At 72.3% G+C, this 12,216-nt stretch carries 11 protein-coding genes; 3 read left to right on the top strand and 8 right to left on the bottom strand.

Annotated elements, in window-relative coordinates; genetic code table 11:
* Positions 1 to 4: 4 nt before the first annotated feature.
* Together ACFZAT_RS03480 and ACFZAT_RS03475 are read right to left on the bottom strand one after the other, a co-directional pair.
* Positions 5 to 1,651 carry a TerD family protein gene (locus tag ACFZAT_RS03480; protein ID WP_391259352.1) on the bottom strand — a complete coding sequence of 549 codons (1,647 nt, stop codon included), beginning with the start codon at positions 1,649 to 1,651 and terminating at the stop codon, positions 5 to 7.
* Positions 1,652 to 1,782: 131 nt separating this feature from the next.
* A complete protein-coding gene (locus tag ACFZAT_RS03475; RefSeq protein ID WP_073862912.1) occupies positions 1,783 to 2,403 on the bottom strand; it encodes a M48 family metallopeptidase in 621 nt (206 codons plus the stop codon).
* A gap of 224 nt (positions 2,404 to 2,627) precedes the next feature.
* Here ACFZAT_RS03475 and ACFZAT_RS03470 point away from each other — a divergent pair, with 224 nt between their 5' ends.
* Positions 2,628 to 3,776, top strand: coding sequence for a ThiF family adenylyltransferase (locus ACFZAT_RS03470; RefSeq protein WP_391259349.1), 1,149 nt, complete (start codon positions 2,628 to 2,630; stop codon positions 3,774 to 3,776).
* Between the two features lie 41 nt (positions 3,777 to 3,817).
* Positions 3,818 to 5,338, top strand: a complete 1,521-nt coding sequence (locus tag ACFZAT_RS03465; protein WP_391259346.1) for an AarF/UbiB family protein — start codon at positions 3,818 to 3,820, stop codon at positions 5,336 to 5,338.
* Positions 5,339 to 5,585: 247 nt separating this feature from the next.
* Here ACFZAT_RS03465 and ACFZAT_RS03460 read toward each other — a convergent pair whose 3' ends face one another.
* The 4 genes from ACFZAT_RS03460 to ACFZAT_RS03445 form a co-directional block, all read right to left on the bottom strand.
* A complete protein-coding gene (locus tag ACFZAT_RS03460; protein ID WP_073964864.1) occupies positions 5,586 to 5,915 on the bottom strand; it encodes a hypothetical protein in 330 nt (109 codons plus the stop codon).
* A 32-nt stretch (positions 5,916 to 5,947) separates the two neighbouring features.
* A complete protein-coding gene (locus tag ACFZAT_RS03455; protein ID WP_018105532.1) occupies positions 5,948 to 6,316 on the bottom strand; it encodes a WhiB family transcriptional regulator in 369 nt (122 codons plus the stop codon).
* 173 nt (positions 6,317 to 6,489) lie between these two features.
* Positions 6,490 to 6,828, bottom strand: coding sequence for a hypothetical protein (locus ACFZAT_RS03450; protein WP_391259343.1), 339 nt, complete (start codon positions 6,826 to 6,828; stop codon positions 6,490 to 6,492).
* 165 nt (positions 6,829 to 6,993) lie between these two features.
* Positions 6,994 to 9,243 (bottom strand): UvrD-helicase domain-containing protein, encoded by a 2,250-nt coding sequence (locus ACFZAT_RS03445; RefSeq protein WP_391259341.1) that lies wholly within the window; start codon positions 9,241 to 9,243, stop codon positions 6,994 to 6,996.
* Between the two features lie 258 nt (positions 9,244 to 9,501).
* Between ACFZAT_RS03445 and ACFZAT_RS03440 the strand changes: the two genes are divergently transcribed.
* Positions 9,502 to 9,759 carry a mycoredoxin gene (locus tag ACFZAT_RS03440; protein WP_073964075.1) on the top strand — a complete coding sequence of 86 codons (258 nt, stop codon included), beginning with the start codon at positions 9,502 to 9,504 and terminating at the stop codon, positions 9,757 to 9,759.
* 65 nt (positions 9,760 to 9,824) lie between these two features.
* Here the strand turns inward: ACFZAT_RS03440 and nudC are convergent, their stop codons facing one another.
* Complete coding sequence (nudC, locus tag ACFZAT_RS03435) at positions 9,825 to 10,772, bottom strand: NAD(+) diphosphatase (protein ID WP_265541586.1); 948 nt, start codon at positions 10,770 to 10,772, stop codon at positions 9,825 to 9,827.
* A gap of 44 nt (positions 10,773 to 10,816) precedes the next feature.
* Positions 10,817 to 12,211: a dipeptidase gene (locus tag ACFZAT_RS03430; RefSeq protein WP_391259337.1), complete on the bottom strand. Its 1,395-nt coding sequence runs from the start codon at positions 12,209 to 12,211 to the stop codon at positions 10,817 to 10,819.
* Between the last annotated feature and the right edge of the window lie 5 nt (positions 12,212 to 12,216).

Here is a 12,216-nt window from a genome sequence, read left to right as displayed (position 1 = left end):
TCCCTCAGACCTCGTAGGGCTGGACGACGATGAAGTTGCCGGGCGCGCCCCGGAACTGGAGGTTCACGGTCTCGCCGCTGTGTCCGGGGTACGCGTTGCGGCGCAGCCGGACCTGGCTGGAGATGATCACCTGGGACGCGGACGACCACGCCACCACGGCGTTGCAGTCGGCGAAGGTGGTCGGGGTGACCGGCAGGACGACGGGGACACCGTGCGTCTTGACGACGAGGGTGCCGGTTCCCTGGAACTGCATGGTGAACAGGGCGCCGCCGGGGATGCCGTGGCCCTCGATGCGGCGGACCTCGTACTGGAGCGACTCGTCGAAGGCGAGCACGTTCTCGGCGGAGACGCAGACTCCGTCGCCCTGGAGCTCGATGGAGTGCAGATGGGCGCCTTCCTCGGCGAGGAAGACCTGGCCACGGCCGGTACAGCGCATGAGCTGCATCTCCTGGCCGGTGGCGTTGCCCACCATGCGGCCGGCGAAACCCGCGCCCTTGTAACCGAAGTCTACCTTGCCCTGGTACATCACCATGCTGCCCTGCCGGGCGAGCACTCCCGTACCGCCCATGGTCAGGTCGACCCGCATGAGCTGCTGGTTCTGCGGGGTCCAGCGCTGTCCGGTGGCGGTCTCCTTGTACGGCTGGAGCGCGGCCTGAAGACCGGCTCCGGCGGCCTGCGGAGCACCGCCGGGCATACCGTGCCCGCCCGGCGGCATGCCGGGAGGCTGCTGCCCGTACGGGGACGGGGCCTGCTGTCCGTAGGGTGCGGGAGCCTGGCCGGGGACCTGCCCGAACTGCTGCTGGGGCGGATGGGGCTGCTGCCCGAAGTGCTGCTGCGGCTGCTGGCCGGGCTGCCCGTACGGGGCCGGCGCGGGCGGCGGGGGCACGGTGCCGCCGGGCGGGGTCATCGGGGCGACGATCGTCGGCGCGGCGTGCATCTGCTGCTGCGGGGTCGGCGCCGGGCCGGGGGCGGGCGGCGGAGTCCCGAAGGACGGCGCGGGCTGCGGCGCCTGGGGTGTCTGCGGGGCTGCCGGGGCGCCGAAGGACGGGGCCGGGGCGGCCTGCGCGGGCGGGGCGAACGACGGGGCGGCGCCCTGCGGCGGTGCGGCGGCGGCCGGTTCCTCCTCGGCGACCTCGCCGCCGAAGTTCTTCAGCAGCGCCTCCAGGCCGCCGTCGAAGCCCTGGCCGACCGCGGCGAAGCGCCAGACGTCCTTCAGGTAGAAGTCGCCCAGCATGACGGCGCGTTCGGTGCTGAATTCCGAGCCGTTGAACGCGTACCTGACGACTTCCTCGCCGCCCGCGACGATCCGGATGTATCCGGGCCCGACCTGCGACATCTGCCCGGCACCGTCGACGGTCGCGGTGAACGACAGCTTGTGGATGTTCGCCGGAATGCGGTCCAGGGTGACGCGGAACGACTCGGTGTCACCGGACTGGGCTCCGAGGAGCTGAATGGACTCCTCGGGAGATTTCGGCTGATTGAAGAAGATGAAATACCGGTCGTCGGAGAGCTGCTCATTGGCATCGAGCCCGAAGCAGCTGATGTCAAAGCTCAGCCCCGGGCCGGCGATCTGCACCCCTACGTACAGGTCCGTCCCCGGCGTGAGATCGCTGATCTTGGCCTTGTGGCCGCGTTGGAATTCCCTGGCCATGCGTAACGACCGTCCCCCATCCGGAAGGTGAATGCGTCGCGTCAGGCTATCCGCAAACTCCGGCATTGGGCGAAGCCGGTACAGACCCGGTACAGAAACACCCGACACCGCTCACCCGGCGCCACCACCAGTCACTCGCCGCGTGCGGCGGGCAGATGCGGCAGCCGGTCGGCGGCCACCACACCCTCCAGATAGCCGCGGGCCCGCTCGGTGCGGGGATAGGCGTCCAGCAGCCGCCAGAACCGCGGCCCGTGCCCGGGCACCAGGAGGTGGGCGAGTTCATGGACGAGCACGTAGTCCACGACGTACTCCGGCATGCCCTGCAGGCGGTGCGACAGCCGGATGCTGCCCTCGGACGGGGTGCACGAGCCCCAGCGGGTGTTCTGGTTGGTCACCCACCGTACGGAGGCGGGCCTGGCCCGGCCCTCGAAGTACTGCGCGGACAGGCGCTCCGCCCGCTCGGCGAGCTCGGTATCGCCGAGGACGCGCCTGCTCTCCTGGGCGGCGAGCTTGTCGAGCATCACGTCCACCCAGCGCCGCTCCTCGGCCTCGGACATCCGGGCGGGGATGAGCACGATCGTGCGGTCGCCCTCCCGGTACGCGGAGACCGTTCTGCTGCGACGGGCACTTCTGCGGACCTCGACGGCGCTCGTGGCCGGGGCGCGGCGGGCAGGATTCGCACCGCGCCGGCGTGGTCCGGCGCCGGGCACGGCGGGCTCCCCGGCGGAGCCGGGCGACGGGTCGGCGGGCACGGCTCGACGTTACCCGCTGTGTGCGGGGGAAGTCCCGCCTCAGGGACGGTTCTCCGTGATCGACTCCACGCCTTGCACCATTTGAACGACTAATGCCCACGCCTGTGGATAACTTTCCGCACGTCTCGGCGGCCCGCTGCATTCTGGCAAAGGAACACGCACAGCGAAGTCACAGACGCACAGTCGCGGACACACTGTCGCGGACACACAGACCGGGGGAAGCCGTGCATCCGATGTTGAAGCCCGCACTGCGCCGCGCATGGCGGGGCGGGGACACCGTGCAATTCGGAGTGACACCCGCACATGCGGTGAAGGTCGGCCCGATGGATATCGCGACGGGCTGTTTCATGGAACTGCTCGACGGCACCAGAGGTATGCCGCTCCTCCGTGAACAGGCCAGGGCGATGGACTTGAGCGAACGTCATGTGGACACCCTCGTGACGCGGTTGGTGGACGCCGGACTCGTGGACGACGTACGGGCGGGCGGCCCGGCGGCGGACGCCCTGCGGGCCAGGTCCGACGTCCTGGAGCGTCACCGGCCGGACCTGGCCTCGCTCTCCGTCGTGCATCCCGAGCCCGGCGGAGGGATGCGCAGACTCGCGGCCCGCCGCTCGATGCGCGTGCAGGTCCGGGGCGCGGGCAGGGTCGGTGCGACCGTCGCGGCCGTGCTCTCCGGAGCGGGGGTCGGCCGGGTGGAGGTCATGGACGGCGGGTGTACGGAGCCGGGCGACGTCTCGCCGGGCGGGCTGCCCGCCTCCGCCGTCGGGGAGCGCAGGGACATGGCGGCCCGGCAGTTGGTCCGCCGCTCCGCCCCGGGTCCGGGACCCCGGGCGCCCGGAGCGGCGGGCAGCGGTCCGGCCGGGCACGAGCCGGGGCTTTCCCTGATCGTGGTCGCCCCGCGCGACGGGCTCTCGGCGTACGTCCCCGATCCGGGCACCGCCGAGCCGTGGATCTCCTCGGGGACACCTCATCTGTACGCGGGGGTGATGGAGGCCACCGGCTTCGTCGGGCCCCTGGTCCTGCCCGGCGGCACGGCCTGCGCCGGCTGCCTCCGGCTCCACCGGCGGGAGCGGGATCCGCAGTGGCCGCGCATGCTGGCACAGTGGCAGTCCGGGCGGCGTGGCGCCGCGCAGGCGTGTGACCTGGCCGTGGCGACGGCGGTGGCGGGACTCGCGGCGGCGCATGCGCTGGCCTTCCTGGACGGCGAGTTGCCCGTGAGCACCGGTGCGCGGTGGGAGGCGGCGCTGCCGCTGTTGGACTGGAGGTCCGAACGGATCGGGGCGCACCTCGACTGTTCCTGTGGCGCCGCCGGTCACACTGAGGGGGTCCGCGCCTCCGGAGCCGGGACGGCACACGACACAATGGCCGGGTAACCGCCGCCCGCAGCGCGGCAGTCTGGGAATTGGAGGGGCATATGTCTGATCTTCCCCGGAAGGCGGTCACCCGTACCGCCAAGCTGGCCACGCTGCCGTTGGGTTTCGCCGGCCGCGCCACGTGGGGGCTGGGCAAGCGCATCGGCGGGAAGTCGGCGGAGCTGGTGGCCCGCGAGGTCCAGCAGCGCACCGCCGACCAGCTCTTCAAGGTCCTCGGGGAGCTGAAGGGCGGGGCGATGAAGCTCGGCCAGGCCCTGTCCGTCTTCGAGTCCGCGCTTCCCGAGGAGGTCGCGGGCCCGTACCGCGCGGCGCTCACCAAGCTGCAGGAGGCCGCACCGCCCATGCCGAGCGGCACGGTGCACGCGGTCCTGGCGGAGCGGCTCGGCGAGGACTGGCGGGAGCTGTTCCTCACCTTCGACGAGAAGCCGTCGGCTGCGGCGTCGATCGGCCAGGTGCACCGGGCGGTGTGGCACGACGGCCGGGACGTGGCCGTGAAGGTGCAGTACCCGGGCGCGGGCGAGGCGCTGCTCTCGGACCTGACCCAGCTCAGCCGGTTCGCGCGGCTGCTGGGCCCGCTGGTTCCGGGCATGGACATCAAGCCGCTGATCACGGAGATGCGCGACCGGGTCTCCGAGGAGCTGGACTACGAGCAGGAGGCGCGGTCCCAGCAGGCACATGCCGAGGAGTTCGCGGACGATCCCGATGTCGTGATCCCGGAGGTGGTCCACCAGTCGGCCCAGGTGTTGGTCACCGAGTGGATGGACGGGGTTCCGCTGGCCGATGTGATCGCCGACGGGTCGGCCGGGCAGCGCGACCGGGCCGGCCAGTTGCTCGCGAGGTTCCTCTTCTCGGGCCCCGCGCGCACCGGCCTGCTCCACGCCGATCCGCACCCGGGCAACTTCCGGCTCCTGCCTCCGGATTCGGAGGCCGAGGAGGGTGCCGACGAGGCCTCATGGCGGCTGGGCGTACTGGACTTCGGGACGGTGGACCGGCTGCCGGGGGGTCTGCCACAGACCATCGGGGACGCGTTGCGGCTGACGCTGGCGGGCGACGCGGACGCGGTCTACGAGATGCTGCGGACGGAGGGGTTCGTCAAGGACTCGATCGACCTGGAGCCGGACGCGGTACTGGACTATCTGCTGCCGATCATCGAGCCGGCCGAGGTGGAGGAGTTCACGTTCAGCCGGAGCTGGATGCGTCATCAGGCGGCCCGGATAGCGGATCCGCGCTCTCCGGCCCATCAGTTGGGCAAGCAGTTGAACCTGCCGCCGTCCTACCTGCTGATACACCGGGTGACGCTGAGCACGATCGGGGTGCTGTGCCAGCTCGGCGCCACGGTCCGCCTCCGCGACGAACTCGACTCCTGGCTGCCGGGGTTCCTGCCGGTGGAGGAGGACGCGGAGGACCTGGAGGTCCAGGAGGACGTGGAGGACGCGGAGGACCTGGCCTCGGAGGACCCGGACGCGGAGGACCCGGACGCGCAGGACCAAGGCTCCGAGGACCAGGGCTCCAAGCACGTACCGCCGGCACCGAGGTCCGCCGAAGCGGTGGACGCCGGTTAGCTGAGCCGGGCCGGACCCGGACGAGCCCGAGCGGACTCGGCCGGACTCCGGCTCCCGGACTCCGGCACCCGGTCCGGGCCCCGGCGATGTGGGCCCCGCCCGCCCCGAAACGCCCCCGGGGCCGGTCCGTCGGACGGATCGGCCCCGGGGTGGGGTGCTGCTGCGCGGGTGGCGCCGGGAGGCGCGGTCCGCCGGGCGCAGAGAGCGGCTGCGTCCGGGCGGGGCCTCCTTGGCCGGCCGGGGCCGGTCAGTGCATGACGGCCATGGCCAGCGCGCGGCGGGCGCGCATCGAGGCGCGCTCGGCACGACGCTGCATCCGCCGGGCGGAGATCAGGCGCACTGCCTGACGGTCCGCGTCGGCCTCGCGCAGGCGGTCGTGCATATGCGCACGGGCCAGGGCTTCTGGGATGAGTTGCATTTCGCGGGTCCTGTTCTGACGCGAGTCGTTCGCGCCGATGATGGTGACGTCTGGGGTCGCGGAGCCGGCGGGCTCGGACGTGGGGGTGGGGATGGTCATTGGAGCCTGGTTTCGGGGATCGTGGGTGAGGGGACGGTCGATGGTTCCGATGCGCTTCATGGGCTTGGGGGCCGGGACCCCCAGGTCGGCGGTCACGCCGCGACCGGGTTCTTGCGCGGGCGACCACGCGGCCGCTTCCGGGCGACGACGACGCCCTGAATGAAGAGCTCGCCACCCCAGACACCCCACGGCTCGCGGCGCTCCTTGGCACCGGCGAGACACGCCTCGACCAGCGGGCAGGTGCGGCAGAGGGACTTCGCGTACTCGACGTCGGCCGGCGACTCCGCGAAGAAGACCTCCGGGTCGTAGGCGCGGCAGGGGACGGGTACGCCGAGGTTCTCGATGGCGTCGTCGAGCGCGGTGAGCGCGGTGAGGGGGGTCAAGGTGGAGTCCTCCGTGAGGCCGGGCGGGGAGATCGTGTCGGAAGGCGGTACTGACGGGGCGTGCGCTTCGAGTTGCACGGTGGTGGTGTCCTCGTCTGGTCGTTTCCGGCCTGTTGGCCGGGGGGCGGCTGGTACCAGGTCCTGCTTGTCCCGAGGCCCCTTCTCGTTGTCTCGCCCGTGGAGGCAAAACAAAAGGGCCGCGGATCCCGAGTGGGGTTCCGCGGCCCTGAAGGCGCCGGCCTGATGCTGGATCAGGCTGGATCACTCCAGGGTTCAGGCCCACGGAAGGCCCACATCGTGTGGTGCTGCTTCGTCTGCTCGATGACGCCGGCTTCCGCTCCCGCACCGACGGCCGCAAAGGCATAGGCCGGGGCCTGTCCCTTCGCTACTGCTGCTGCCGGTGCCTGGGTCGGTCGCTCATTGCGCTCCCGCACGGGAAGGCCGGCCAGGGACATCGGAATGACGGCGGAGACGCCGGACACACCGGTGGCGCGCAGGGAGGACTTCGGGGCACGGGCGAGAAGGCCGAGCGAGCAGGCGGAGACGACCGAGAGATCGGTCATTTTGTTGGTCTCGATGATGCTGATCACTTCAATCGCCTCCTCTCGGCGTCTCGGGGGGACCGGCGGGCCGGTCCTGCGTATTCGGATAAGTACAGCACGGAGCGAGGGCTTCAGAGAAGCCGCTGTTTCCGTGGTTAAGAACCTATGGTGATGACTGGGGCGGGCGCAAACTATTTTTGCGACGAGTTTTTCTCACATCTCCCCGGCGGCCTCCGCCTCACCCTCGCGCCCATCGCCACCTGCGCAGATGTCCAGAACGGCGGCGCCGAAGCGGCCCAGCTTCCGCGCGCCCACCCCCGGGATCCCGGCCAGATCGCCCTCGGTGCCGGGCACCGCCTCCGCGATGGCCATCAGCGTCCGGTCGGTGAACACGCAGTAGGCGGGCTGGCCGATGTCCCGCGCCCGGGCCGCCCGCCAGTCGTGCAGCCGCTCGTACAGCGCCTCGTCCATGTCGGACGGGCAGTCGTCGCAGCGCATCAGCTTCATCTCGCCGGCGTCCGTCAGGGTCTTGCCGCAGACCCGGCACCGGGCCGGTGTCCGGGCCTTCCGCCTGGCCGCCGCCGGCCGCCCCGCGCCACCGGAGCCGCCCGCCCCGCCCTCGCCGCTCCGGAAGCCGTCCCCGGCCCAGACGCCGCCCTGCCCGGCCGCCGCCGCGCTCCGGGCGCCGGGGCCCGTGGAGCCGGGGCGGAGCCCGTTCAGGAAGCGGGTCGGCTTCCGTCCGGGCCGGCCGCCGGGGGACCGGGAGAGCGACCAGGACAGACTGAGGTGGAAGCGGGCCCGGGTGACGCCGACGTACAGCAGCCGGCGCTCCTCCTCGATCTGCTCCGCCGTCTTGGCGTAGGTGATCGGCATCATGCCCTCGGTCAGCCCGACCAGGAACACCGCGTCCCACTCCAGGCCCTTCGCCGAGTGCAGCGAGGCCAGGGTGACGCCCTGGACCGTGGGCGCGTGCTGAGCGGCGGCCCGCTCGTCCAGCTCCGCGACCAGGTCGGAGAGCGTCGCCCCCGGGTGGGCCCGCTCGAAGTCCTCGGCGAGCCGCACGAGGGCGGCCAGGGACTCCCAGCGGTCGCGCGCCGCACCGGACCCGGCGGGCGGTTCGCTGCGCCAGCCCGTGGTGGAGAGCACCGCGCGCACCTCGGCGGGGAGGTCGTCCGCGTGGTCCAGGAGGGAGTCGTTGCCCCCCGCACGGGCCGCCCCGCGCAGGGCCACGCCCGCCTCGCGGACCTCCGCGCGCTCGAAGAACCGCTCGGCGCCCCGGAGCTGGTAGGGCACGCCCGCGTCCGCGAGGGCCTGCTCGTACACCTCGGACTGGGCGTTGATCCGGTAGAGCACCGCGATCTCGCCGGCCGGGACGCCCGCCGCGATCAGGTCGCGGATGCGGCGGGCGGTGCCCTCGGCCTCGGCGGGCTCGTCCGCGTACTCCACGAAGGCCGGCTCGGGGCCGCGCTCGCGCTGCGAGATCAGGTCGAGGCGGTGCTCGGCGGCCCGGCCGGTGGCCTGCGAGAGCAGCCCGTTGGCCAGGTGGACCACCTGCGGGGTGGAGCGGTAGTCGCGAACCAGCTTCACGACGGTCGCACCGGGGTGGCGGGTGCGGAAGTTGAGCAGGTGGTCCGGGGTCGCCCCGGTGAACGAGTAGATCGTCTGGCCGGCGTCGCCGACGACGCAGAGGCTGTCCCGGTCGCCGAGCCAGAGGTCCAGCAGCCGCTGCTGGAGCGGGCTCACGTCCTGGTACTCGTCCACGACGAAGTGCTGGTACTGGCGGCGGACGTGGGCGGCGATGTCGTGCCGGTCCTGGAGGATGCCGACGGTGAGGAGCAGCACGTCCTCGAAGTCGATCACCGTGCGCTCGCGCTTCAGCTCCTCGTAGGTCTCGTAGACCTTGGCGATCTCCGCCGGATCGCGCGGGGCGTCCCGCTGGGCCTTGGCGACCACCGCCGGGTAGTCCGCGGGGACGGTCTGGGTGACCTTGGCCCACTCGATCTCGCTCGTGACGTCGCGCAGTTCGTTGCGGTCGAGCCGCAGGCCGCTGCGGGCCGCCGCCTCGGCCACCAGCTGGACCTTGCGCTCAAGGAGCCGGGGCAGCTCGCCACCGACTGCTTTCGGCCAGAAGTACTGGAGCTGGCGCAGGGCCGCGGAGTGGAAGGTGCGCGCCTGCACCCCGCCCGCGCCCAGCTGGCGGAGCCGGCCGCGCATCTCGCCCGCGGCCCGGTTGGTGAACGTGACGGCCAGCACGCTCGACGGCTGGAGTATCCCCGCGCGCACCCCGTAGGCGATGCGGTGTGTGATGGCCCGCGTCTTGCCCGTACCGGCTCCGGCCAGCACGCACACCGGGCCCCGCAGGGCCGTGGCCACCTCGCGCTGCTCGGGGTCGAGCCCGTCGAGGACGGCGTCCGCGGTGTCCGGGACCCGGGGGAAGAGGGTGGAGTGCGTCGCTGATGTCACCCCGCCATGCTGCCAGGTCGCACGGGACGCGTGCGGTGGTTGTCCACAGGGGTGAGGTATCCGTCGCACTAATGCGAGGACGGTCCCGCGGGCCGTCTCCGTAAGGGCCCCGGGGGCGGGAATGGCGGCCGGGTCGCATACGTTCACCTGGCGTGCGGCAACGCACGCCCCGGCCGCGTGTGACGTACCAGACGCGCGGGCGGCCGTCCGGGCGTGACGGGATTTGCCGGGACCGAAGAGACAGAGGAGCGCGAAGACATGCCGGGCACTGTGACGATGTACAGCACCACCTGGTGCGGCTACTGCCGTCGGCTGAAGGGGCAGATGGACCGCGAGGGCATCGCCTACACCGAGATCAACATCGAGCAGGACCCGGAGTCGGCCGCCTTCGTCGAGAAGGCCAATGGCGGAAACCAGACGGTCCCGACCGTGCTCGTGGTCCCCGAGAACGGCGGCGGGGACGTCGTGATGACCAACCCGAGCCTGGCCCAGGTGAAGCAGGCCCTCGGCGCCTGACGCCCCCGGGCTCCCCGCCCCCTCCGGTCCCGTACCGGTGGGGGCGGTGTCGTGTCCGGGCCGGGTCAGACGCCCGCGCGCACCGGCTTCGGGAGCGGCTTGCCGTACCAGAGCTCGATCAGCCGGGAGGCGATCGAGATGCCGAACGGGGGCAGGATCTCGCCCGACTCGAAGGCGGCGGTCAGCTCCTCGCGGGAGAACCAGCGCGCCTCCTCGATCTCCTCGCCGTCCACGTTGATGTCGAACGTCGCGGCGCGGGCCATGAAGCCCAGCATCAGGCTGGACGGGAACGGCCAGGGCTGGCTGGCGACGTACTCGACCTCGCCGACCGTGATGCCGGCCTCCTCGAAGACCTCGCGGGCCACGGACTGCTCGATCGACTCGCCCGGCTCGACGAACCCGGCCAGCGTGGAGAAGCGGCCCTCGGGCCAGTGCACCTGGCGGCCGAGCAGTGCCCGGTCCTGGTCGTCGGTGACGAGCATGATGACCGCCGGGTCGGTGCGCGGGTAGTGCTCGGCGCCGCACGCCGGACAGCGGCGGATGTGGCCGGCCGCCGCGATCACCGTGCGCTCGCCGCAGCGGGAGCAGAAGCGGTGCAGCCGCTGCCAGTTCTCCAGGGCCACCGCGTGCACCATCAGGGCGGCGTCGCGCGGGCCGAGCAGCATCCCCGCCTCGCGCAGCCCCGCCGGGCGGGCCGACTGGTCCATGCGGCCGGGCAGGGTGTCCTTCTGCAGGGCGAAGTAGCTGACGCCGTCCGCGTCCGTGCCGAGGAAGTAGCGGTGGGTCTCGGTGACGGGGGCCTCGAAGGCGGGCGTCATCACGAGTTCGGTGCCGTCGTCGGTGTCGTCGATCAGCACCTGGCCGCCGGAGACGACGAAGACCCGGGTCGTCGGGTGGCTCCACGCGGCGGACAGCCACGCCTCGTCAAGGCGGTGGTGCGCCGCGCGGTCGATGCCGCTCGGCGCGGTCAGACCGATGGGCCGGTCCGTGGTGGCGTTGTCGAAGGTGCTCACAGGTGCTTCCTACTCCCCCGGGATGGATCGGGCGTTCAGAGAATTCAGCGGAGGGCGGCCGCCAAGTCGCTCCAGAGGTGGGCGGCGGTCTCGACGCCCTTGAAGAGGAGGTCCAGTTCGACCTTCTCGTCGGGGGCGTGCCAGCCGTCGGACGGTACGGAGATGCCGAGGAAGAGGACCGGCGCGCCGAGCACGTCCTGGAGGTCGGCGGCGGGTCCGGAGCCCCCCTCGCGGGTGAAGAGGACCTTCTGGCCGAAGGCCCGGCCCATGGCGCGGGCCACGGCCCGGAGCGCCGGGTGGTCCAGGGGCGTCAGGCAGGGCCGGGTGGCGGGGAGGAAGGTGATCCGGTGGCTGATCCCGGCCGGGACGCGGGCCTCGGCCCAGGCCCGTACGGCCTTCTCGATGTGGTCCGGGTCCTGGCCCGCCACCAGGCGGAAGCTGATCTTCGCGCGGGCGGACGAGGGGATGATCGTCTTGCTTCCGGCGCCCTGGTAGCCGCCGCCGATGCCGTTGACCTCGGCGGTCGGGCGGGCCCAGATCCGTTCCAGCGTCGAATACCCGGCCTCCCCGGAGGCGGCCCGGGACCTGGCGGTGTGCAGCCAGTCGGCCTCGTCGAAGGGCAGCTCGGCGAAGAGCGCCCGCTCGGTCTCCGTGAGCTCGGCCACGCCGTCGTAGAAGCCGGGGACCGCGACCCTGCCGTCCGCGTCGTGGAGCGCGGCGACGAGGCGGGCGATCTCGGTGGCCGGGTTGGGGACGGCGCCGCCGAAGGAGCCGGAGTGGATGTCCTGCCCGGGTCCGTGGAACTCGATCTCGCACTCGGCGAGGCCGCGCATCCCGGTGCAGACGGTCGGCGTGGTCTCGTTCCACATGCCGGTGTCCGAGACGATCACCGCGTCGGCGGCGAGGTGGTCGGCGTGGAGTTCGACCAGGTCGCGGAAGTGCGGGGAGCCGGACTCCTCCTCGCCCTCCACGATCAGCTTGAGGTGCACGGCGGGGGCGGTGCGGCCGGTGGCGGCGAGGTGGGCCCGCACGCCGAGGGTGTGGAAGAACACCTGCCCCTTGTCGTCGGCCGCGCCGCGTCCGTACATCCGGCCGTCGCGGATCACCGGCTCGAACGGCTCGGTGCTCCAGCCGTCCTCGCGGGCGGCGGGCTGGACGTCGTGGTGTCCGTAGACCAGGACGGTGGGCGCCGACGGGTCGTCGGAGGGCCACTCGGCGAAGACGGCGGGTGCGCCGTCGGTCTCCCAGACCTCGGTGACCGGGAATCCGGTCTCCTTCAGCTTGGCCGACAGCCACTCGGCGCTGCGCCGTACGTCGCCCTCGTGCTCCGGCTGAGCGGATACGGAGGGAATGCGCAGCCACTCGGCGAGGTCGTCGAGGAAGGCCGCGCGGTGCTGCTCGGTGTACGTGCGGACAGCGCTGTCCGGGGTGTCGCTCATGACCT

Source organism: Streptomyces sp. NPDC008163 (assembly GCF_042956885.1).
In the GTDB taxonomy this organism is placed as follows: domain Bacteria; phylum Actinomycetota; class Actinomycetes; order Streptomycetales; family Streptomycetaceae; genus Streptomyces; species Streptomyces drozdowiczii_A.
Note: the sequence above shows the minus strand (reverse complement) of the source record. Positions and strands in the feature narration are given on the sequence as shown.